This window comes from Ruegeria sp. HKCCE3926, from assembly GCF_017872515.1.
Lineage (GTDB): Bacteria > Pseudomonadota > Alphaproteobacteria > Rhodobacterales > Rhodobacteraceae > Ruegeria.
In genome coordinates, this window is the sequence record NZ_JAEDOU010000001.1 from 1520579 (window position 1) to 1544267 (window position 23689).

The 23689-nt window shown below is 58.9% G+C and carries 18 protein-coding genes; 4 read left to right on the forward strand and 14 right to left on the reverse strand.

The annotated features are described in order from the left end of the window. Positions 1-16: 16 nt before the first annotated feature. The 3 genes from I9184_RS07660 to I9184_RS07670 are packed head-to-tail and all read right to left on the reverse strand — an operon-like array spanning position 17 to position 1924. Positions 17-325 carry a BMC domain-containing protein gene (locus I9184_RS07660; protein WP_117869464.1) on the reverse strand — a complete coding sequence of 103 codons (309 nt, stop codon included), beginning with the start codon at positions 323-325 and terminating at the stop codon, positions 17-19. Positions 326-365: 40 nt separating this feature from the next. Beyond that, complete coding sequence (locus I9184_RS07665) at positions 366-632, reverse strand: EutN/CcmL family microcompartment protein (protein WP_152457497.1); 267 nt, start codon at positions 630-632, stop codon at positions 366-368. Beyond that, positions 632-1924 carry a glutamine synthetase family protein gene (locus I9184_RS07670; RefSeq protein WP_171723556.1) on the reverse strand — a complete coding sequence of 431 codons (1293 nt, stop codon included), beginning with the start codon at positions 1922-1924 and terminating at the stop codon, positions 632-634. The genes I9184_RS07665 and I9184_RS07670 overlap by 1 nt, the downstream gene beginning before the upstream one ends. A gap of 91 nt (positions 1925-2015) precedes the next feature. On the opposite strand from I9184_RS07670, the gene I9184_RS07675 reads away from it, so the two are divergent. Then, the gene (locus tag I9184_RS07675; RefSeq protein ID WP_171723557.1) at positions 2016-3155 is read left to right on the forward strand and encodes an FAD-dependent oxidoreductase; all 1140 of its coding nucleotides are present in this window, start codon (positions 2016-2018) and stop codon (positions 3153-3155) included. Here the strand turns inward: I9184_RS07675 and I9184_RS07680 are convergent. From I9184_RS07680 to I9184_RS07700, 5 genes are all read right to left on the reverse strand, one after another. Beyond that, a complete protein-coding gene (locus I9184_RS07680; RefSeq protein WP_171633536.1) occupies positions 3152-3502 on the reverse strand; it encodes a DUF1127 domain-containing protein in 351 nt (116 codons plus the stop codon). The two genes, I9184_RS07675 and I9184_RS07680, sit on opposite strands and share 4 nt — an antisense overlap. A gap of 87 nt (positions 3503-3589) precedes the next feature. Then, positions 3590-4285 carry a type 1 glutamine amidotransferase gene (locus I9184_RS07685; RefSeq protein ID WP_209833538.1) on the reverse strand — a complete coding sequence of 232 codons (696 nt, stop codon included), beginning with the start codon at positions 4283-4285 and terminating at the stop codon, positions 3590-3592. After that, complete coding sequence (locus I9184_RS07690) at positions 4282-5706, reverse strand: FMN-binding glutamate synthase family protein (protein ID WP_152457492.1); 1425 nt, start codon at positions 5704-5706, stop codon at positions 4282-4284. Before I9184_RS07690 ends, I9184_RS07685 begins: the two co-directional genes overlap by 4 nt. After that, positions 5691-6404, reverse strand: a complete 714-nt coding sequence (locus tag I9184_RS07695) for a glutamate synthase (RefSeq protein ID WP_152457491.1) — start codon at positions 6402-6404, stop codon at positions 5691-5693. The genes I9184_RS07690 and I9184_RS07695 overlap by 16 nt, the downstream gene beginning before the upstream one ends. Further along, positions 6401-7345, reverse strand: a complete 945-nt coding sequence (locus I9184_RS07700) for a glutamine amidotransferase (protein ID WP_209833540.1) — start codon at positions 7343-7345, stop codon at positions 6401-6403. Before I9184_RS07700 ends, I9184_RS07695 begins: the two co-directional genes overlap by 4 nt. Before the next feature lie 128 nt (positions 7346-7473). Here I9184_RS07700 and I9184_RS07705 point away from each other — a divergent pair, with 128 nt between their 5' ends. From I9184_RS07705 to I9184_RS07715, 3 genes are all read left to right on the forward strand, one after another. Beyond that, a complete protein-coding gene (locus I9184_RS07705) occupies positions 7474-8145 on the forward strand; it encodes a GntR family transcriptional regulator (protein ID WP_171633543.1) in 672 nt (223 codons plus the stop codon). Positions 8146-8399: 254 nt separating this feature from the next. Continuing rightward, entirely contained in the window at positions 8400-8792 is a 393-nt protein-coding gene (locus tag I9184_RS07710) for a hypothetical protein (protein WP_171723560.1), read from the forward strand. 38 nt (positions 8793-8830) lie between these two features. After that, the gene (locus I9184_RS07715) at positions 8831-13120 is read left to right on the forward strand and encodes a thiopeptide-type bacteriocin biosynthesis protein (protein WP_209833542.1); all 4290 of its coding nucleotides are present in this window, start codon (positions 8831-8833) and stop codon (positions 13118-13120) included. Positions 13121-13290: 170 nt separating this feature from the next. Here I9184_RS07715 and I9184_RS07720 read toward each other — a convergent pair whose 3' ends face one another. From I9184_RS07720 to I9184_RS07745, 6 genes are read right to left on the reverse strand one after another with little or no spacing between them, the layout of a single operon-like run. Further along, positions 13291-15513 carry a geranylgeranyl reductase family protein gene (locus I9184_RS07720; protein WP_209833544.1) on the reverse strand — a complete coding sequence of 741 codons (2223 nt, stop codon included), beginning with the start codon at positions 15511-15513 and terminating at the stop codon, positions 13291-13293. Between the two features lies 1 nt (position 15514). Continuing rightward, positions 15515-16489: a polyprenyl synthetase family protein gene (locus I9184_RS07725; protein ID WP_209833546.1), complete on the reverse strand. Its 975-nt coding sequence runs from the start codon at positions 16487-16489 to the stop codon at positions 15515-15517. Next, a complete protein-coding gene (locus tag I9184_RS07730; protein ID WP_171633556.1) occupies positions 16482-16937 on the reverse strand; it encodes a hypothetical protein in 456 nt (151 codons plus the stop codon). Before I9184_RS07730 ends, I9184_RS07725 begins: the two co-directional genes overlap by 8 nt. A 30-nt stretch (positions 16938-16967) precedes the next feature. Beyond that, the gene (locus tag I9184_RS07735; RefSeq protein WP_209833547.1) at positions 16968-18365 is read right to left on the reverse strand and encodes a S8 family serine peptidase; all 1398 of its coding nucleotides are present in this window, start codon (positions 18363-18365) and stop codon (positions 16968-16970) included. A gap of 16 nt (positions 18366-18381) precedes the next feature. After that, a complete protein-coding gene (locus I9184_RS07740) occupies positions 18382-22611 on the reverse strand; it encodes a PKD domain-containing protein (RefSeq protein ID WP_209833549.1) in 4230 nt (1409 codons plus the stop codon). A gap of 48 nt (positions 22612-22659) precedes the next feature. Beyond that, positions 22660-23403 (reverse strand): hypothetical protein, encoded by a 744-nt coding sequence (locus I9184_RS07745; protein WP_209833551.1) that lies wholly within the window; start codon positions 23401-23403, stop codon positions 22660-22662. Between the last annotated feature and the right edge of the window lie 286 nt (positions 23404-23689).

Genomic DNA, 23689 nt, shown 5'->3' on the forward strand with positions numbered 1-23689 from the left:
TCCTCAAAGGGGTTGATCAGGCCGACGACCCGGCACCCAGCCCGTCGATGATTGCCTCAAGCTCGTCATGCGGCCGCGCGATCACGTGAACCGAGACCACCTCGCCCACCTTGTTGGCCGCTGTCGCGCCTGCATCGGTGGCGGCTTTGACCGCGCCGACCTCACCGCGCACAAGGGTCGTCACCAACCCGCCGCCAGCTTTGGTCTGACCCACGATGGCAACGCTGGCTGCCTTGACCATCGCATCGGCGGCTTCAATCGCGCCGACCAAGCCGCGTGTTTCGATCATGCCCAGGGCCATCTGCCCCGCCACTGGTTTCGCCATTTTCTGTTCCTCCAAAAATAGATGTTTCGCGTATTGTGATTCAGGTCGTCGAGACGCGGTCGATCACCGCGATGATGGCCATGTCCACAGGGGCCGTGGACAACCCGGCCGCCATGCGGGCCGCAGACCCGCTGACAACCAGCACCGTATCCCCGACCCCAGCGCCGCAGGTATCGACCGCAACCCGCGCGGGATCGATCAGGCTGCCCTTGCTGTCGACCAGATCCGTCACCAGCAGCTTTGCTCCGACCAGCCTGGCGTCCTTGGCAGTTGCCGTGACAGTTCCAGCGACCTTGCCCAAGTGCATCAGAACGCCCTCAGGTAGCGGTCCAGTTCGACCTGTGTGACCTGTTGATTGAAGAATTCCAGCTCTCGCTCGGCCTGTTGCAGGACCAGTTCCCACTGCATTTCACCCATGACATCGCGCAGCCATTCCGACCCGCGCGCCAGATCGATGGCGGTTGGCAAATCGGTTGGAATTGGATCTCCGATCCCTTCTTCATACCCGTTGCCCGTCGTCGGCTCCGAAGGGGACAGACCCTGTTCGATCCCGTCAAGCCCGGCGGCAATCTCGGCCGCAAGCAACAGATACGGGTTGGCGTCTGCACCGGCATCGCGCTTTTCCACCCGCACGGCACTGTCCGAGCCTTCGATGACCCGGATACCAACCGTACGGTTGTCATAGCCCCAGCTCGTGTTGATCGGGCAGAACGTATAGGGCTGGCGACGGCGGTATCCGTTGACCGTGCCGCTGCCGCAAATCGCCGTCTCGCACATGCGCTTTTGCAGACCTGCGATGAAGGATTTTCCGGTGCCGTTGATCTTGCCGTTGTCGGCAAAGGCGTTTTTACCGTCTTTCCACAACGAGTAATGCGTATGAAACCCGTTGCCCGATTGATCAAAAAACGGCTTGGGCATGAAAGTCGCCAGATAGTCGTGCGCGATCCCCAACTGGCGGATCAGGGATTTGAACAGAACGACACGATCCGCAGCTGCCAAAGCTTCACCATAGCGAATGTTGACCTCGATCTGGCCGGCCGCATATTCCGGGTTCGACTGTTCGATGGGAATGCCACATTCGTTGATCTGCTGACGGATCGGGCCAACGATGTGTTCCATCCGGGCGGCGCGGCCCAGGCCATAGACCTGGATGCCCGTGTCGCGGGGCTGGCCGGTTTCCGGGTCCAGCAGATAGAACTCCAGTTCCGTGCCGACATTCACCTCGAACCCCATGTCGCGGGCCCGGTCCACCTGCCGCACCAAAGCCTGGCGCGGATCGATCGGCACAGGTTTGTGATCCATGCCCTCAGCGCGGCCAAAACAGACGGCCACGCCCGGTTCCCACGGGACAGCAACAGGCTTTGTCATCGGAAAGACATGCATGTCGGGATAGCCATTGTCGAAATTGACGTAAGGCGTATCCCAGACGTCGCAGGTCATATCGATCGCCAGCAGTGCAATCGACAGAGCATTGCCGCTTTTGCAGACATGATCCCAATGGCTGGCCGGAATGCGCTTGCCACGCATGATGCCGTTGAGATCCCCGACACCAAGAATGACGGTATGTGTGCCCTCGGGCAGATCAAACCCCGAACTCATTTGCGCGTGCTCCCTGTTTTTAGCTTTATAATTGTTGTATTCTGTATACAGTATTCACAAAGCCAGTCAGGAAACAAGGAAAATCTGCGCCATGTCCAAAAGCTCGGTCATCGTTGTCGGAGGCGGCATAGTCGGCGTCATGACGGCGCTTACACTGCAACGGCGCGGCGAGGCCGTGACATTGATCGACAGGTGGGAGCCGGGACATTCCCGTGCATCTTCAACAGATTACAACCGGGTGATTCGCGCCATATCCGGGCGGGACGAGTTCTATACACGCTGGGCGCGCGAAAGCCGCCTGCGCTGGCTGGAGCTGCAAGCCGAAAGCGGCCAGAACCTGATGTATGAATGCGGCGCCTTGATTCTGGCGACGGCGGGGCATTGCGACTGGGAAGACGCAACCGCACAAACTTTCGACCGGGTCGGGGTGCCCTATTACAAATTCGGTCGGTCGGATATCGAATCGCGGTTCCCTCAGTTCAAGGTCACCGACATCGAATACGCGCTGTTCGAACCCGAAGCCGGAATGCTGATGGCGCATCGATGCGTTCTGACCGGTTTGGATCTGTTCCGAAAGGCAGGAGGCAAAGTACAACGTGGTCGCGTCACCACGGATGGATCGGAACGTCCGATGCTTGACGGCAAACCGCTCGAGGCTGATCTGATCATCATGGCGACTGGCCCATGGATGGCTGACATGTTTCCCAGATCGATCAAGCCGATCTCGACCGTGGTTGGCGTTAATGTCCTCTACACCTCAACACCCGACGGGTCGGAAGATTTCGACATGAGCCGGATGCCCTGCTGGATCGATCACGGGCAAGGGTCATTTGGTCTGCCGTCGTCCGAAGGCTCCGGCGTAAAGGCGGCGGTTGTCATCCCGGACAAGATCGATCTGGACAATGATGAACGGCTGATCCGCCAGGAAACACTGGGCCGCACACGCAGCTATATCCGCCACCGGCTTCCCGGTTTAGAGGGGCAAAGGGTTGTGGATTCCAAGTTCAACCAGATCATTCTGACCCCGGATACACATTTCATTGTCGACTGGCACCCCGAGCATGAAAACGTGCTGTTCGCCGGCGGATGCTCTGGCCATTTGTTCAAGCACGCCCCGGTGTTTGCAGAATTTGCAGCAGGCGTTGGGCTGAAGGATTTTGGAACCGCGGACCGGTTCAAGATCAGCGGCCGCAGAAAGCTGAGCCCGAAGGAAAGCCCCAGTGGACGCTAACCATCCAGGAGGGCGCGATAAATTCCAGCATTTGGGCATTTGCCCTGGGGAAGTCGCGCGCCCGCCCGGATCGCGTCACGGCAGGTTTCGGCCTGAAGGCAGTGCCCGCATTTTTCCGCCAGTTCCAACCCCAGCTCGGGGTGCGCGTTCAGGTCTGCCTCGGTCAGTCCGAATTGTCCGGCCATGGCGAGTATACGCTCTCGTGCCTGTGGTGCGCCCGATCGCAACATGGCCAGATCCGCGCGGGACAAGCCAAGGTCTGAAAGCTCTCTGTCACTCAGGTTTTCATCCCGAGGTGAGCTGACGATGCGCGCTATTTTCTGAAAGAAATCTGTGTATCCCGACATATCGCGGCCTCCTCCACCACGTTATGGATACAGTATACACAGTGTTTCAAAGCCGGAATTGATCAGGATCAAGCGGGTTTTCAGGTTTTACGGCCGACCGCAGGCATTGCGAAACAAGTCAACCGCCTGCGCGGCGGCCAGATCCTTCGGCACATGTGCCATCTCAATCGAGGCCAGCCCCTCATCCGCCTTTTGCGGTGCAAGGAACACGTCGCTCCCGCGCACGAACAATTCACGCAGATGGCTTGCCCGGTATTCGGGATGGAATTGCACGGAACGGGCCGGGAAATCATAATCCAAGGCCCCTACCGGGCAGTGATCCGCCGACCCTGTCACCTGCGCCGAAGGCGGAACCTGCGTGACCTGATCCTGATGCCAGACAAAGGCATCTACGCTGGTTCCACCATAGTCGAAGCCTCGTGCGCCGACGACATTGCCGATCTCGGCTTTCTCGGCTTTGCCGCCATAGACATCCGCCATGATCTGATGACCAAAGCAGATGCCGAAGACCGGCTTGGCATGGTCCCGGCACAACTCCAGGAAATCGCGAAGGGGCCGCATCCACTTCGTGTCATCGTAGACGCCGAATTCGGACCCTCCGACAACAACCCCATCAAAATCCCCGAGCTGAGGCAATGCCTCGCCATCAACCACATCCACCGTGGAAAATCGGGCTTCGGGCAGATGTGGTTCAAGCCATGCGCGGATCTGCTGGGCCGTACGCGGCAGCCCCTCAAGCAGCGGCAATGGATGAAGGGTCAACTCAAGAAGCGCGATCCTCACCAGTCGAAGGCCCGGTCGATGCCCGCCATCTTGACGCCGGTAAAGGCCGAGGCCTGAAAACTGAGCGCGCGCAGATCTTCGGTTTCCAGATTGTGCACCGAAGATTTGCCGCAGGCCTTGGCAAGCGCCGTGATCTCCATTGTCATCGCGGTCAGATACCGCGCGACGCGCTCTGCACCTGCATGCGGGTTCATACGCGCCTCAAGGTCAGGATCCTGCGTTGCGATCCCAACCGGGCAACGGCCCGTATGGCAGTGATGGCACGCCCCCGGCGATGTTCCCAGCGCCTGGTAATCGTCCAGATATCTGGGAGTGTTGCATCCCAGCGCGACCATCGCGGCATTCCCGATCATGACTGCATCCGCCCCAAGCGCCAGACATTTGGCCGCGTCCACACCTGATCGGATCCCGCCCGCGGCGACAAGCGAGACCTTGCCGCTCATCCCGCACTCATCCAGCGCTTCGCGTGCCGCGCGTATGGCACTCATGGTCGGTATGCCCGTGTGATTCAGCAGCAACTCGGGTGACGCACCGGTGCCGCCCTCGGCCCCGTCCACCACGACCACATCCGCGCCCGCCTTTGCAGCCACGGCCACGTCGAACCGCGGCCGCGTGGCCCCCATCTTGATAAAGATTGGCACCTGATAGTTCGTGGCGATGCGCAATTCCTCGATTTTGACGGCCAGATCGTCAGCCCCAAGGAAATCGGGGTGCCGGATGGTGGATCGCTGATCGACCCCTTCAGGCAAAGTGCGCATTTCGCTGACCCGCGGGCTGACCTTCATTCCCAGCAGCAGACCGCCGGTGCCCGGTTTGGCCCCCTGCCCGACCACCAGTTCAAGCGCATCGGCGCGGCGCAGGTGATCCAGATCGACCCCATAGCGGGCAGGCGACATCTGGTAGAGCAGGCGTTGGGAGGCTTCGCGCTCCTCTTCCAGCATGCCGCCTTCGCCGGTGCAGGTCATGGTGCCCACCTTCGAGGCACCATAACCCAGCGACGCCTTGGCCGAGGCCGAGAGCGCACCGAAAGACATCGATGCGATATAGATCGGGATTTTCAGTTCCAGTGGCCGTTCCACCAATCCGCGCCCGCCGCCAAGAACCGTCGTCGTATCGCAGCTCTCGCGGTATCCTTCCAGCGGAAGGCGGGTCATCGTCGCCGGGACAAATGTCAGATCGTCGAATGTCGGCAACTGCTTGTTGAACGTGTTGTAGCCACGCACCTGATACCGCCCAAGCTGCGCCAATGCGTGAACTTCCGATATCGCTTCGGGCGTCCAGCGGGTTGATCCCCCTTCATCATAAGACGAAGGCACACCAGCCGGTCGTCCATCGACCGCACCTGCGTCGCGAAACCGTATTTCTTCCTCTGACGCGACCTCGAACGGGTAGTCATAGGGTTTACTCAGATCATGAGCCATGCGCTTGCGTCCCTGCTTTCAAAATACCAAAGGCGCTGGCCAGAGACCATTTTGCGCCAGTTACGAGAGCTGTCGACAAGCCCCAGAGGGTCAAGGATCGCATCGACCTCGGCCACCTCTTCGGCAGTGGGTTCGATCACCGAGACGTCCACACCCAGGCTGTCAACTTCGCCTGCGACCCAAACCTCGCCTTGCCACAAAGCGTCCGCACAGGATTCACCCGCACCGCCCAGCGCAATGATGCGTCCCGCATGCGCCATGAAACCGGATTGGTATCCGATCTTGCCCTCGACCACGATGTTGCCGCCCTTCATGGCAACACCGACACGCGGCCCGGCATCACCTTTGACATGAATGGTGCCGCCAATCATCGCCGCCCCGCAGGACATGCCCGCATAGCCACCGACAGTGATGTGACCCTTGGCCATCCCTTCGCCCACGGCCCACCCGCAATTGCGTTCGATAGAGATGTTGGCGCCAGTGTTCAGACCGCCGCAATAGTACCCCACCGAACCTTCGAAAGTGATGTCCACATTGTCCGGCAGGCCCACGCCCAGATTGTGTCGCGACAGCGTATCGACAACCCGGATCGGCCGTCCTGATGCGCAGGCTGCCATGATATCCCTGTTCACCTCACGAATATGCCGCTTGCCGACTTCGATGACGATTTCATCCATTTGTCTTGCTACCTCGCTCATGCTGCCAGGCTCCGGTTGCCGACGCCCCAGATGCCGGTCAGCGACGGGCCATCATAGTTGATCACGTCGCATTCTTCGGCCATCACGCGACGCACCGCCTGTTCTTCGGTCGCGGCAGCCAGATCGCCATTGCGATTGACCACAACCAACGGCTTCATCGCGAACCGATCCTTGGCAAATCCGATCCCGTCCGGCGTTGCGATCATGTAGGTGAATACTCCGTCGATAGAGGTAATCGACTTCTTCAGCGCCTGTTCCATCGTCAGACCCGCTTTCATCTGGTCACTGACCCAGACCGCAATCAACTCGCTGTCATTCTCGGTCAGAAAGCGATAGCCCTTTCGGCTCAACTTGTCGCGCCATGTGAAATAATCGGTGATCTGGCCGTTATGCACGATCGCCACATCCGAAAACGGCCGCGCCCAGAACGGGTGTGAAGCGTTGGGCAGAACCGAGCTTTCCGTCGCAAGCCGCGCGTGGCCAAGACCATGGGTGCCGATGATGTCGCGCACGCCATGCTTTTCGGCAACCGCTTCGGCGCCGCCGATGTCCTTGATGATCTCAAGACTGCGGCCGCAGGACTGCACTTCGAACCGGTCCGTCAGCTCATCTGCATCCCGCACCCAGGCCTGCAAATCAGTCGGGTCCGAGATTTCCGCGCGAAAGCAATAATGCCGGTTCTCATCGGTTACGATCTTCGGATCGGACAAAAAGCAAGAGCCGTGATCCTTCAACACCGCCTCAAACGCATTCAGGTCAGCATCCTGCCGGGATTTGTCAAATCCCATCCCTCGTAAAACATATCCGGTGTCTCGTGGCGGTCCAAAAACTGCAAACCCGGTGCTGTCTGCGCCACGGTGTTCCTGCGCATCCATCAGGTCTACCAGGTCCGCCCCGACCTGCCCGGGTGCGGTAAGAATCCTTCCAGCGATTCCACACATGAAAAGCTCCCTGTTCAACTGTGTTTGTATACTGTATACAGTACACGGACAATAGCAAGCCCATTCGCCTTGGCACCAGATGCTTTTTTGAATACAGAATTCACAAAACACGGAAAGAGAGGCTCCGAGTGGCTCTGAAACAGATAAAAACACAGCGCAGACGGCTGGCGGACGAGGTTTATGATCAGTTGGTCGAAGCCATAATGAGCCGCGAAATCTCTGCCGAAGACCGATTGGTTCAGGAAAAGCTGGCAGCGGAACTGAACATCAGCCGCACCCCGGTTCGCGAGGCTTTGATGCGGCTGGAAACCGAAGGTGTTCTGGAAGTCGCCGCAAGCGGTGGTTTCCGGCTGGCCCGCATGGATCAAGCCGAAGTCCGGCAGCTGTATCAGGCCCGCGCCGCAATCGAAGGTCAGGCCGCCCGGATTCTTGCGGCCCACGCAGACCCCGCGGTTCTGGAGGGTTTGCGCGCGCTGATTCGTCGTGAAGAAAACCTGACCAACCCTACGACGCGCGACTATTTCATTGCCAATCGGCGCATTCACCGCGCCTTCATGGTTGAAGCGGGAAACAAGTTCCTGCTGGACATGTTTGACATGATCTGGGGCAAGGCCATGGCCTTTCACCTGTTTTCCGCAATCGAAAATGTCGATATCTCACAGTCTCTGGGTGATCATCAGGCGCTTGTCGACGCGATTGAAACCGGAGACGTGACAGAAGCACTGGAAACCTTTACCGCCCATATTCAGGCCGGGTTCGATTTGCAGATCGAGGGGCTGAAAGAAGCGGACAACGGCTGACGCACGGAACCGTCGGCAAGGCGGACCGCGCCGGTTCGCCTGCCTGAAACCGGCTCATGCATCGCGGGCAATGCCATCAAGGTATCCGCGCGCTGTTCTGACGGCTTCATGACAAAATGGTCCTTTTCGTCTATTATTGAAATCTCTCATTACAAAGACCCTCCGATTCCATCGGAGTTGATATTTGAACGACACGTTTTTCCCCAGGCGGTCCCAAGTCGACTATTCGACCACCTCAGATTCCGGAGAGAGAAATGAGTGCTGACGAAAACGACAATCGCAAAGAACACGATTACACCGAAAGCGAAAAGACAGATCCGGAATGCCGGTCTGTCGATGACAGGCTGACCGCGATCGAGCAGCGCCTCGACCAGTTGATGCGCGTCATGGAACCAGGCCCGGAAGACAGGCTGGAAACCGTCGAACATCGCGTGGACGCGCTTTTGACATCCATCGAATCCCTGGGCGAGTTGGGGGATCATTCTTCTGGCTTCAATCCCACGTCCACCGGTCCTGCCTTCGGCTTCGTTGACGCCGGCAGCGTTGGGGCCCCGACGCGCCGCACGTTCAGCTGGGCCAAAAATTGCTGCAAGAATTGGTGCAGCATCCGTGCCAGCAGCAAAGGGTGCCATCCAAACGCCTGCTGAATGGTAAATCTCGCGTGGCGGAGAATTTATTTTGTTCAATGTCTATTTCATCAACGCGGATTGAAGCGGCAATACAGTCCATTGCAGGGTCGATTGTGGCGGCCCCGATCAGAACTGATGCTATCGGACTGGGAAGCGCCGTCGCCGGAGAGGCGATGGCATTGCTGGCGGCAGACAAGTTTCTGAAGGATGTTCGCGTGCGATCCGCCGCGTCACGTCGCCTTGCGACCATCTGGGCTTGCGACCGAGACCTGCGCGGAGCCCCTGTTTCACTGTTCGAAGGCCGCGCCGGCCTTGGGTTGCTGGCCTGTCATGCTCTGGACGCCAATCCAAACGATCCCGAAGCGCAACTGGCGCTTGACCGTGCCCTGCGTTCGGTTGCGCAACGCCTTCTCGAAGCCCCCTGGATGGGGCATTTCGATCACGTGTCCGGTCTTGCGGGTATATCCGTATTTTTGTGCGAACCGAAATCCCGGACGGCCCGTCTTGGGGGAAAGTCGCTGTGCCTGCGTTTAGCCGAGGAGCTTTGGAGGCACTCGGCACGCACAGAACGGGGGCTTGCGTGGACAGAACCTTTTTCCTCTCCGGAAGACGAGACCGGCCCCCTGAAAACAACGCGGTACCTCGTCAACATGGGGCTGGCGCATGGTTCTCCTGGCGCCGTTCTGGCTCTGGCTCGCCTGGGTCGGCGGCACGCGTTCACACCGCGACACATCGAAGACCTCAAAGACGCGGTCCTGTTTCTCCTTTCGCACCGGGGCGCGTTTTCAGACAGCGGCCTGTCATCCTGCTTTCCCTGCATGTCAGCGCTCAGTCATGCGTGGGAGGTACCGTCACGTCTTGCGTGGTGTTATGGCGATCTAGGTATCATATACACCGCGCTCGCGGCGGCGAGGCTGGTGGGTATGAAGGACGAAATACACGATGTCGCATCGCGAGTTCTGGTATCCTGCGTCGACAGACCTATTCGTGAGACAGGTATCAATGACGGCGGGCTGTGCCATGGCGATGCCGGAATTGTCGTGATGGCCCTTGCCATTCGATCGCTTTTTCCCAACGCGGACGTCGATCCCCTGATCGAAAAGCACGCCGAACGGCTTTTGTCCCTCGTTGAACGGGAATTGAGCCCGGACGGGCTTCCCGCGATCGGCGCAGGCTGGAAGACGTTTCAATCGACGGATCTTTTGACCGGGTCGAGCGGCGTTTTGTTGGCACTGCTTGCCCTAAGGGACACGGGTTACCTCGGATATCTGAAGTTCATGGGGCTGGATGTTGAAGAGAGTGCACACTGTCCGTCCCGACCAGAACCGCACAACTCTCGTCCGTTCCTCGGAATTCGTGTTAGTACGCGTTCACCGCAGCACGATCTTGGCGGAGTCACAAAAAGCACCCGAAAAAAGGATCTGGAAAAGCGTGCTTCAGATTTAATTCGCGATCCGGCCTTTGCCGTGTCGCTGTTCATTGCACGACCCGGTTTCTTTTCGAAGGTCATGCGGGAACTCGAGAAAGGCGAAGGCCTCTCCCCCGCAGTCCTCGGCACATTGTATCGGTTTGTTTACAGAATGTGTTTTCGCCCGACGCCGTTCGGCGCATTCGCGGCAGTGGGCACGGCAGTACCTGTTGCAGGCAAGGGCATCGTCACCGTGGCCGACCACCATCTGGATATGGATCTGGACTGTGGGTTTTTGTCCCATATTGCCGCCGGACTCGCCGAAACGCAAAGCACAAGGGTGAGGTGCAATCCATCGGCCTGGTGGGAACAGGACGTTCTGCACTGGATAACCAACGGTGATCTCGACGGCCCCTGGAACCACGAACAGATCATTGCAGCGGCGGATTCCGATCTGGCAGAGTTCATCTTTGATGTCGATTCCGTACCGATTTCCGATCTGGAAACGGCCCTTAGAGACCGATCTTTCAAATCTGCCGTGACGATCTCGGATCTCTGTCGGTCCGAGGCTCTGATACCACGGAAAGACCCAATACTTCTGGGACATGACGCAACGGCCAGAACCCTGAAGCGGCTGGAAAGAGATATGACCGCCCGCCAAAAGAGAGGTTTGGCGGCGCTCGGGCATGATCTTGATGCCGCGCGTGAAACTCCTTCGATGATCGCGTTAAAGCAACTGAGGCGAACAGCTGACTCTTTCGCCCCGGGTTGGAGAGGTGATTTTCTGCATGTCGATGCGCATTGCGTCGGCACGTTGGGAACACCACTGCGCGCGGTGCAGGCACTGACCGACGCATGGAACATTTTGGAGAAGATCGGCTTTCGCGTGCCAAAGCCAAACCGTTTTCTGGAATTTGAACGGCGTTTCCTTGACCGTTACGGTGACCGCGCCGTGTTGCTGGGTCAGGCCGTGGATGCCGAAAGCGGGCTTGCATATCTCGGCATGCCGCTGCGGATGGATTTCGTTACAGGTACGGGGTCGTCAAGTGATGCCCCTAGGCAAAACCTTCAGGAATTTCCGCTGGAACCCGATTGGGACGCGCACAAGTGGGTGCTTTGCGCGCAGGATATCGAGATCCTGCATGCCCGCAACACGGACCAGACCCCTTTCGCCATCCAGGATGGCGTTCTTCTAAGCAAAGTAGGACGCAGTGTAGGGCACAACCCCGTCTGGACGGCCTATCCCGAAGGTATTTTCCCGGGCGGACCCAAGGCGATTTTCGGCCGTTTCTCAAGGCGAAATCAGTTGATCGCAGACGCGTTGATGCAACACAGCCCCACGCGTGAAGAGGATTCGACAATTGTCGAAGCAGACATCCTGTGCGCCACGGACCCCCGGTCATCAAACATCCTCAGACGCGCCAGCCTTTCCCGGTATGTCATCGAGATCCTCGGCGACAGCGGGTTACCGCCCGAACTGAGGATTCCGCTGCACGATCTGTGGATTCGCCACGATGGCAGTCGGTTCCGACTGTTCTGGGGCAGCCAAGGCGTCGAGGTCATTCCACAACTGCACGCTGCCCACCAAAGCCCTCCCGGGGCGCCGGCTGTCTATCTTCTGCTCATCGACATCGCCATGCACATGCGGCAACCGTCGGTGATCTGGTCGTGGCAATCGCAAAGCAATCGGAACTGGCTGCCCAGGGTCTGTGCTGGAAATGTGGTCCTTGCGCCGCAACGGTGGCGTCTTTGCATCCCGACACAGGTGGTCAGGTCGGGCAAAGCGGAATTCTGGCTGGAAGCCAACCGACAAAAACTGGAATTGCCGCGATACGTGGCCCCTACGGATGAGGCCAGCGACATGGCCACGCCATGGGATCTGGACAACCCCTTTTCCACTGCGAACCTGATCAAGACGTTGAAAAGAGGGCCGCTTTCGATCTGCGAGTACCTTCCAACGCCCAAGGATTGGTGGATCGACTCGTCGCATGGTCGATTGGCCTCTGAACTGGTTTATGCCCCAGCAAAGCCAGTTGATACGCCCTTTGTCGAATACGATGCCAACCCGACCGCATGGCAACCGCTGGGGCACGGCACTGAAGAGGCTGGGTCATGGTTGTATCTGCGGCTTTTCGGGGATGCCATGAAGCTGGAACAGTTCCTGAAACTGCAATCGAACAGGTTGGTGCTGTGGCAGAAACGCAATCTGATCGAGAACTGGTTCTTCGTAAGATATGCAGACCCGGAGCTTGAACTGCGCCTCCGCATCAAGTTTTCAAACGATCATGAGAGAGTTCTGAGGAACCGGGTGCTTGTTCACTTGCAGAAAACGGCCGGTGGATTGGTGGACAGGTTTCTTGTTGACGAATACCTGCCTGAAACGGCGCGCTACGGCGGAGAACTGGGGCTCGGCGCATGCGAGAGGATATTCGGCGCCGACTCGATCACTGCGCTTGATGTGCTCAACGATCCGAAGATCAGCCGGTCCAGACGGTGGATGGCGTCAGCCGCCAGTATCGACGCCCTGTTCGAAGATTTGGAATTGCCTACAGGTGTTCGGCTGGCGATCTCCGAGCGCTGTTCGCAAAACTACGGCGGCGGCCCGGCGTCGTGCCGGATTGCGCGTCGTGCTATTGGAAAGGAATGGAAAAGTGCGTGTGTTGTTCTGAGTGAGCTCGGGGTGGGCAAAGGCATTCATTCGCGGCCATCGCGCTGGAACGCACGTGCGGCCAGGCTTCATCCGGATCTTGGACGCCTTCAGCGAGAAGAACAGGATGGCCGGTTGGGAAGCAGCTTGGCCGACGTTCTGGGAAGCCTCGCTCATATGTCCATCAACCGGATCCTCCACTGGGGAACCGCCGCGGAAGAGGCGGTCATCCACGAGGCGCTGTGTCGACATTATCGAACCAAATTGAGCCACGGGTGGAAATCGTCCTAAGCGGCATGCTCACGGCAGCGGGTTGGAACCTGAACCGTCCGCCCGAAACATGGGCTGTCCACACATACCCCCCCTGCCCCCGAATGAAGCACCCGGCGCATGGGGCAAGGCAACGCGAACGGTTGCGCTTTTGACCTACAGCGGGACACCACTGAACCTGGATCGCACTTTTACAGCACGCGGCGTTTTGGGACGTGTCGACTTACCGCGTAACCTGCAAGCGCCGAAAGCGATTTTGCTACGCCGCCCCGTGGCACGGGGCTTAGCGCTGCTATTGCCTGATCGCGGTATTCTTCAGGCAATTTCTGCCTCTTTATATGGCGCGCGGCCGGAGAAAGCTCTGCCAAAAACCGCGCAGGGTCGCGGTGACTGAGGAAAGCACGGACTGCCGCGCCCCCGGTTTGCCGCTGGGCTGCCTCGAGAACAGGCACGCTGAACAGGCCGCTCGAGAGGTCTGACGCAAATGGGGTGCTGCCCGGGGGGCGGTCCAGGGCCAGTTCATCCTCGGTCAGCAGGTAAGCCAGGCCAAGATTCTCGCCATAGTCGCGAAGGGCGTCTGACAGATCGTTTTGTTCGGCAAGCATCGCACCGAGTTCACAAGGCAGTCGGAAGAATGCAGCCATGCATTGCCGCATCTGCGCGATGCGCTTTTCGACCGCCAGATCCGGTTGCCATGCGGTCCGAAGCTCGGACACCCGGCCTTCACAGGCCGAGGCCATGGCACTCAGGATTGATGGCACCAGATCCGGGCAGTCCCGTGCGCCGACTTCATGCGCCTTCGCCAGAAGATAATCACCTGTGAGTATCCCAAGCTTGTCGCCCCAATTGGCCTTGGCGTCGGCTGCTACTGCCGCAGACTCGATCCCTCGAATGCCGCTTTGGGCAAGAAACCCCAGATACGCAAGTTCCATCGCCGTGGCCGCGGCACGACGCCTTTTTGCCTCAACATTACCCAGATAGGACGTCAGCAAAAGCAACAGCGAAGGTCGAAACGCAACCATGTCAGCCCGCTTGCCCGCGAAGGACATGCGCGTCAGAAACGGCCAATCGGTGCGCACGATGTGATTGAGGCGTGCGCCCACATCGCGCAGGTCGTCCCCAAGCGGCATCTCGGGCACTCGTACAAGGGGCGACACGTCATCCAACATGGCGCTTTCCACATCACCGCCAGTGCCTTCAGGCACCAAAACGGCGCGGCGCAGCATGTTGTGGACCGGCTTTTCGCTTTCGAACGTATCGTCCAACACGCGCCAGATGAACTCGTATCTGCGGCTTGCGCGGTTCCCGAGCGTGAAGTACCCGGCAAAGCGATCCCCCAACAAAAGCGCATAGTCGTCTGCCGCCACCCAAGGGCCTGCCCCTGTGCGGAGACATCGATCAGTGGTTTGCGCCGCAAGCACACCGGATTCCAGCGCAAAGCTAATTCCTTCGCCTGTAAACGGGCTGATAAGACCGGCGGCGTCCCCTACCAGCAACAGACCTGAATGGGCGGCGCGTTCCGGTGCGAAATCGAACCTCAGCGGTGCACCCAAGGTCGTACCGGACAACTGAATGCCCGAATATTCCGGATAATCCTTTCGGAGCACGTCCAGAAATTGGTCAAACAATGTCCTGACATTGGTGTCAAACGCCCTGCAGAACAGCCCGACACCGACATTTGCAGTTCCCTTCCCCGTTGGGAATGCCCAGCCATAGGACGGCAACAAGAACCGGTCCGTAACATCAGTCAATGGCAGCATTATTTCCAGCAGTGGCGGAGTGTCTCCGCAGCCATCGACATAACCGCGAAGCGCGGTGCCATAGCCTTGTTCCGGTGTTTCCCGCAATCCCGCTGCTTTCGCCAATCGAGACGCGGCCCCGTCTGCGGCGATGACCATGTACCCGGTCAGAACCACTGTCGTGCCATCCTGCATCCGAGCGGTGACACCTGTGACAGTCCCGCTTTCATCCGTTACCAGATCGTCGGCACGGCATTTCGGCAAGAAAGCCGCTCCTTCCGCGCGGGCCTGACGCAAAAGACAGTCATCCAGTATCAAACGGGGTACAACCAGCCCATAGTCGTCTTCGCCCTCGTATAGAAAATCCCGGTGGCCCTTGTTGCGCATATGGACACGCACGCCTTCGACCTCCTGTTGATCTGTAAGCGCGGACAGGATGCCGAGGCGTTTCAGCTGAGAGATACCGGACCGGGTGATCCCGTCTCCACAGCTTTTGTCCCGAGGGAAATCCTCACGGTCGATCATAATGACCTTTCGACCTCTCCGCGTCAGCTCAATGGCGGCAGCGCTGCCGCCGGGCCCCGCACCGACAATGATGGCGTCCCATGTCTCGGCGGCGGCTTCCGCAGGTGTCGCAAGCGGCAGATCCTCGGCAAGAGGGCCGAAACCGTCCATGTCAGGCCCTCCTTTCCACAGAGAGCCGGGCGAGGTTTGCCAGCGAGGCGCGCAGCACATGATCGTCCAGCCCCGAGATGACCTGTACGGCCGCTTCGGATTTGTCCCGCGCCAACTGTTCCGTAGCTTCGACCGCACCCGAATTGCGAATGATCTCTACAGCGCGCGAAATATCCGCATCCTGCATTTCAGCCAACCTCAACCGGGCCCGCAATTCATCGGCGGCCTGACCGTTCTGACCCAGGCACAGGAGCACCGGCATCGTATAGGCCCCTTCGCGCAGATCAGAGGCGGACCCCTTTCCAAGCTCGGTGCTGCTTGCAATGTAGTCCAGAACATCGTCGCGCAGCTGAAATGCAAGGCCGAGGCACTTTGAATAGGTGATCAGTGCGTCTCGTTCCTGATCACTTACGTCTGCCAACATCGCCCCCAGCGATGCGGCGAGAACAAACAGCTCGGCCGTCTTGCCCTCGAGCATTTCAAGATGCTCTTCAATGGTCCAATCGGCGTTGTAGGCGTTTTCTGCTTCGCGCAACTGCCCCAGACACAGCGCGGAACAGTGTTTGCCAGCCAGCTCAGAGGCTTTGGGGCTGATGGAATCCAACAGGTTTAGTGCACGGGCCAGAATGAATGTTCCGGCGAAGCTGGCGATGGGCGAAGACCAGCGACGGTTCACGCTTTCCGCTCCACGCCGAAGTTCGGCCCGGTCCATGACGTCGTCATGATAGAGCGACGCCACATGGATCATTTCGACAGCCGCCGCCGCCTGAATTGCGCGCTTGCGGCCTTCTGTGTCGGCGAGGCTTCGCGCGGTAAGCAGCAGAAGAATTGGCCGCAACCGTTTCCCGCCAGCGCCGATAAGCCAGTGGGCTATCTCTTCAAAACCCGGCTGGTCCGAGGCGACAGCATCCAACATGAATGCTTCAACCTGGGGTATCGTGGCCCGGATCTGTTCGTCCTGCAACCAGTCAGACATCCGCAATCTTGCGGAACTGCGCCAGCGTCTTCTGCAAACGCTTCGACCTGAGCGCCGCTTCAGAGTTCCTGATGAAACTGTCGTAGCCCTCGTGCAGTGCTGCGGACTCGGCGCGAACAACAATCTCACCACGGTGGAAAGCGTCCATTACGGTCATCCTGCCTTCGGAAATGGCCACGAGAGCTTCCGGTGAGATCGCGCCGACGCCCCGGCCTTTCCCTTTGCGCTTTTGGCTCGGGTTGATGTGAACTTCACCGCTCATCACCGAAACTTCGACCGACCCCATACCAAAAACACCAACCGTTGCACTGGCGCCCTCGTACTGCTTGACCAGTTCAGCATATTCCTTCTTGGCGTCCGCCTTGAAACCCGCCAAAGCATCTTCGGCCAGTTTTTCGACTGCCTTTGCACCCTCTTCCGGCTGCATCCGCTGTTCATAGTCTGCCACGTTCGTATCCTCCGTTCCAGAATTTCCAAATCAGACCGAGCCGACCGCCGCCCGAGCATCCACACGCCCGGCGCCCTGCTGCGTGGTCGGTGCGCCGATATCGACGGCGGTGGCCATGAGAACTGCCTTGATGTCAGCCGGCAGCAGTGTCGGGTTTCGCTGCAACATCAGCGCCGCGACCCCGGCGACATGGGGGCAGGCCATCGAGGTGCCGCTGGCCTCGAGATGAAGCGGATCTATCACCGTCGCGCCGCCATTCATGTCATTGCCGGTCGCCGATCGCGATGCCACGATATCCACGCCGGGGGCGGTGACATCCGGTTTGTCGCGTCCATCCGGCGTTGGTCCGGGACTGGAGAAACCGGCCATGTTGTCGCTGTCATCGCTTGCGCCGACGGTGATCACGCTCTGCGCAATACCCGGACAGCGAATGCGCGTGTCATAGGTGCCGCAACTGTCATTGCCCTCGTTGCCCGCGGCCACCACAAAGGTCACCCCGGCGGTCGAAGCCGCATCAGCGGCGACACACAAAACGCATGTTCCGTCCGGATCGACCCAATTGCCGTTTCTGTGCGAAAAGCCCCAGGAATTGGAAAGAACATCCATCCCGTCCGCGACGGCCTGTTGGATTGCCGAAACGCAGTTTGGAGCGTTCCCACTGCCAAACTGATCCAGCAGCTTGTAGTCGTGGATAACCGCCCCCGTGGCGACACCACGGAACGTCGCGCCATTGCTGGCGACAACACCCGCACAATGAGTACCGTGCCCGTTCAGGTCGCCCAACCCCTCGCCGGTAAAATCCTGTTGGGTGCCGAAATTTCCGGCAAGTTCGGGATGTGTCTGGTCCACGCCCGTATCCAGAACGGCAACATCCACTTCGGCACCGTTGATCCCGCTGGCTTCCACGACATCGGCATTGATCAGCGGACGACTGTTATCCAGGTCGATCAGGATCTGGTTTTTGCAATGAACCATCTTCATGACATCGGCGCGCCCCGCGATATCCGTAAGGCGCTGATCATCGGCAAGGACAACCAGACTGTGAGTCAGCCAAAACGACCGTTCGACCTCAATCCCCCGCTCTTCAAAGCTTCGGGCGATTTTGCCCACCACGTCTTCACCATGGCGTCGGTGTTGCATGATCGAACGGCGGCGCTGGCGCCGGTCGAACGCACGGGGCGGGCGATCCGGCGATGCCCTGCCGCTGCGCAGCGAGACCAGCACGCGATGCCGGGGAAGCTGGGCGGTTTCGGTTTGGCCAAGCAGGGCGTTCAGGCGCGCCTCTTTTCGGTTGGCCAAGAGGTCGCGCAAGATAATGCTGTCCATCTTCAAGATGGACTCGCTGCCAAACTCGGCACGAAGCTTCTCGATTTCACGACGTTCCGCTCTTTCGAAGCGATCAACGTGTTCCCGGCTTAACTCGGACATTTCGTGCTCCTTTAGATCATGGTCTTATGGGGTTTTCAGGAATGGCCTGACGTTTGGTGGAATGGGTGATCATCACCACGGAAGGATCGTTGGCCATTGTCGCGATGGCCCCGGGCGAAAGTTCAACGGCAACACTGTCGATCAGCCACAGTTCGGTAATCCCGACACCGCCCAGGCTTTCCAGGGTGCCGACCAGGGGCCGTGTGCGTCGGCGGAAATAATCTTCGCGTGCCTTCGTTTCGGCGCGCCGGAAAGAGGGCGCATTGCCTTCGGTGTCTGGCGCCAAGCGCAATATGACCTGCACCGAGTTCCCATCATCGCCGTCTGTTGCAGCCTTCGCCAATTCCGATCGCAGCTGAGTGTCCAGCTTGCCCCAAGCCGCCTCGGACAGGCCGAACGGATGGGGGCTGTTGGTTTCGGTCAAGGTTCTGTCCTCCGTGGTCGTCCCTGCACTGAACATGGCCGGTGCGACGGCACGGTCGAAGCGCGGATTCACGACAATGCCGGGCCCCGGTTCAGGTTCTGCCGAGGGCGTACTGCGCGGGTGTTCCGGCAGGAAACACAGTTCGATCAACGCCGCTTCCTGCGCGCGCATAGCGAGGGTCACCATACCGCTCGCCTGAACTTCGATAATCTGTACCCCCTGCTGCTGCGTTCCTGTCTGGGTCGTCAGGACATTGCCCGCCGCATCAAGTGCGATGATCGTTATGGGCTTTCCGCCAGCAAAGCTCAGCTTGAGGCGGGCCCAATCAGCAACGACCGGCAGATGGGCAAAGACACCGGCGATGGAAAGCAACAGTTTGGGTGTGCCTTGCGGCTGGAACCCGCCAATGATCTGAAGAAGGCTGCCCTTGGTCGGCAGGAACCGCACACCGCCGACGTTCAATACCGGATGGCGGGAAGGCAGTTTCTGGCCGCGAAAATCAATGCAACGTTCACGCGGTGGAATTTCCGGATCGGGCTTCGGCTGCTCCGGACAATGCGGCTGAATCGCGATGAAAGCGCAATCATCAATATAGCCAAGCGCATCGTTGCGCGGATCATCTCCGCTGAACTCCAGAAACACCGTCACGGCCTCGGCTTCCGCCGTCACGCGGCCCCGCAATTGCCGCCAGGCACCGTCTAGATTGCCGGTCCACCATTCCACCCAGGGCGCCCGCGGATCATCACCACCGCGCGGATCCAACCCTAGAGCATAGCCGCCTGCGTCGCCGGCCTCCTTCGCGAACCAACACGAGAACTCATAATCCCACCCCGGATTCGAACCCAGCGATTGCCACAGGCCGACACGAAGGCCGCGCTGCGCGATGACCCTTTGGGACCTGTCCCCGGTCCGGACGATGCAACCTTCGCAGTCAAAGGCATCGGCGGGGATCGGGGCCAATTGCGGAACGGGATTTCCCTTTCCGGCATGAAAGGCTGCCAAGTCGGTCAGCCATGCATAGGGTGTCCAGAAGCGACCGACATTGCCCGCTGGAAGCGAACGGAAACCATCTTCGAAACCAGGGTTCAGCAAATGCACGACCCGGACGGTCAGGTCATCCTGACCAAAGGCGCCATCGTCATCCATGACGGTACAGATGGCCCGGAAGTCACCACAGTTTTCATAGATATGTGAGGCGGTCGCCGTGCCTTCGGCTGCCGGTGGTTCATTCGTTTCCTCGATCAGGGCCGTGCGGGGTTCACTGCAATCGCCGAAATCCCACTTGGCCGTATGCGTGTCGCACCAGCCGGGATCCCCGAAATCGGCGACAAGCGTGATCGGTGTGCAGACATATGCATAAAGGTCCGGGCCAGCTTCGACTTCGGGCGGAACATTGGTCACGGTGACACGCAAGGTGTCGATGGCCTCGCCCCCGTTGACGTCGCGAATACGCACCGTGACGGTGTATTCGCCATTGTCGCACCAGGCATGGGTCACGGTCGACGTGCCTGTCGCCGCAGGAGGAGCATTGGTTTCAGAAATAACGCCGGGTTTGGGCGCGTGGTGATCACCGAAATACCACATGGACTCGTGGGTGTCGGGGTATTCGACATCTCGGAACCGTGCGACCAGAGTGACCTCTTCGCCCTCCTGCACCGTCAGATCAGGGCCGGCATCCACTGTCGGCGGCACGTTTTCGACGGTAACAAGCGAGAAACTGCGACTGCGCGCGCCGCCCGGCTGGTTGATCGTCAGCGCATGTTTTGCGGTGTAGACACCGCTTGCAGCATAGACATGCTGAATCGAGGGCAAGACCGCGGCCGGTGTTCCGTCACCCGGCAACCACTCGTACCCTGCGTCAGGATGTTCATTCGCAGCCGCAAGCGACATGGCCGATGCGGCCGCACCCGACCGTGCACCACCCGAATCCGCCGGGACGACATCCGTGGCTTCGCAACTGCTTATGACAGTGAAATCTCCGGCAATTTCAAGACCGTCGGTATCAATCACGATCGGGTCCGAAAATACCGCTTCGACCCGCCCGATCCTGGCAAGGTTCTCCGGCCAGCCGGTGATACCCGTGACCGTATTGGTAACTTCATCTGACAGGATTTCACTGCCCATGCTTTCGGCAATTCCCCGGACGACAAGGGCCACGATCACAACGACCAATGCGCCCAGAATTCCGAAAGCGCCGAATGACAATATCGCGGCGATTGCCGTCAGCACCCAAAGCAGCACGGATTCTTCGGGATCGACATCGCTGTCGATTTCAAAGTGATCCATTTGCTGCCCACCGGTTGGGCCCAGCGAACCGTTCGGCTGCCAGCGCAATCCGACATCATTGAAAAAGTCGGCATCCACATCAATACTGCCCAGGATCGCGTCTACGACCGTCACCTTGCCCGATATTCTGATCGCCCCGGCCCTGAGGCTCACGTCCAGATCGGTCAGCCGGACTTCGCGCCCGTCAGGTGTAAAGGTCTTCGGAAGGTCATCATCCGACAATTCGGCTTCGATGCGCGCCGTTTCAATCGATGCTTCAACCTGGGCCGCGCTGATGGCAATTGCAAAATCCCTGTCAGCAGGGATGAAATTGGCAAGCCCGCCTACGTCACCACCGCCATCATCGTTCAAGGCGATCGCCAGAAACTCGTTTGTCACGCCGACGGTGATACTGTCGACTTCAAACTCTTCGTCCGTTGCCTCTGGCCCCCAGATGTAAACGAAATCGCGGGCCTCAAGATCCTGATGAAAAAAGTCGCCGATGAATTCTTCGATCTCGGCTACTGTCGGGGCCGCAATTGAAATCTCGCCCAGCCCACTGGCCAATTCCTGCCCCCGCGACACCAGTTCGCTGGATATCTGGGCGTCGAGGTCAATCGCGACCAACGGGATCGCCGCCAGTTGATCACGGTTGTCGATGTAATTGTCACCCTCTGGCCCATATTCCGGACCGGCGGGGTTGATCGCGTCCACGGTAACGATGGCCGCGTTTAAATCCGTGCGGAATTCCGAACCGACCCGATTGAATGGTGCCGTGATGTTGATCCGCGTTTCGATCCCCATGGGATCCTGCGGATTGAAAAAAAGCTGTACCGTCGGCCCAACGACAATGTTGAACATGCGCAGATAGACCGGCAACGAAATTGTTATGTCACCGCCTGACACGGTGGTTTCAATATCGTGCGCCGTGTCCGAGGCGTCGTTGAAGATTTCCGCATGGACATCCGTCGTCAACGCTCCCAAGGCAAATTGCAGCTCGGTCTCATCGATGACATGGGGGATGGAGGGAAAGGCCGGATCGATCGGTCCGCCGGGGCCACCGTTCTCATAGGCTTTGTCCACGAATTCACTTGCGAACAACTCGATATTGGACGCAATCGGATCGCCGCTGGTCAGCGTGGCGGACACCTGGTTGCGAGGCAGGCCATCCAACAGCCATCCCACATCCTGACGCCCGGGAATTAGACCGATCGGCGCAGCCGCAGCAAGATCGGCCGTCATCGTCAGCATTTGCGCCGATGGAACCGGGGGGTTTTCGATTTCGATCTGGATCAGGACACCAAGTCGAATTTCGGCACCGGTGATGTCCGGACGCAAGCTGGCGTCCAACTGGTCTTCGGGAATCTGAACAGACCCGTCAGCGACGACAAAACCGCCAAAGGTTTCACCTGCGGGAACATCCATGAATTCGGGAATGCGGCCTTCATCGCCGGGATCATCGTCGCATTCCGCGGACTTCCACGCCCCCCGAATGACCTTTCGCAGGACCTCTTCCGAGGCTTCGACGACAACTTCATATCCTCTTGTATTTGCCATCCTGACGTCCTCGGTGTGACGGCGCGAGGAAATCGCGCCCGGGTGTCTTCAAGCAGTGCCGGTGACAACGGCGCGGGGCGTGATATTGACCAGCCTACGTTTCCCGGTTCGCACGGCACGATACAGCGCCTTAGTCGCAAAACGCGGTGTCGATGCATCAAGTTGCCGGTAGGCAAGTAACGGAGAGATGATTTTGTGCGCCTTGCCCAGCGCTTCCAGCGGGTCGGGAATCTTCACGGGCTCAATCAAACTCGGATCGAGCCCGGCGACGGATTTGCCTTTGGCTTTCCCAGGAAACCGGCGCGCGATTTCAGATGCCTTGACCTTGGCCACCTTCACTTTGGAGGTGGAATAGCGCACTTTTCGCATCGGCAAGGACAAGGGAGACAGGTCAGGGCGTTTCGAAGTATCATCGACCAGCTTCAACTCGTCGAAAAGGACCACAGCCAGATCGTGTTCCTGCCCGGGGTCAAATTCATGCCCGGACGCGGCGAAGATCTTTTTTCGCAAACTTTTGCGTTCAACGATCTGTTTCTTGGAAAACCGCGCTCTGTCCTCCAGCTCAAGTCGGCCAGACAGGTCCAATTCGAACCCAAGCTCCTCAAGCGCCAACACGGGGTTAATCAGCGCAGCACGAGCAAGCTCTGGGGTGACATTCAAACGGGCAGCAATATCATGCACTGCTGCTTGAACGTCCTGAAACGTAGCCATAGCAGCCTTCCAATTACGAAATAAACGTAACTCTTGAACGCTTGGAACTGATAGATAGATACTTTGGGAGTCTGCCTTCACGATATATTTTTAAAGCGATTCCGTCAATGAGCCGGAGACGCAGCAAGGCTGACCACAACCCGATCGCGTAACGTTATTTGTCGCGTCGCTGGTTTTATCGGACGGGATTATCGTGAATTTTGCGGCCTGAAATACAGGCCCTGACCAACTATCGATAACAGCAGTACGGAACCTTCCCGCGCCATGGCCAGGGGCGGTGGTTTCAAGCAAAACCGCCAATCGTGACGTTCGACGAATTGCCCACGCAATCCGCGGCCCCGCGCCTTCTATCCGTCCACAACACCTC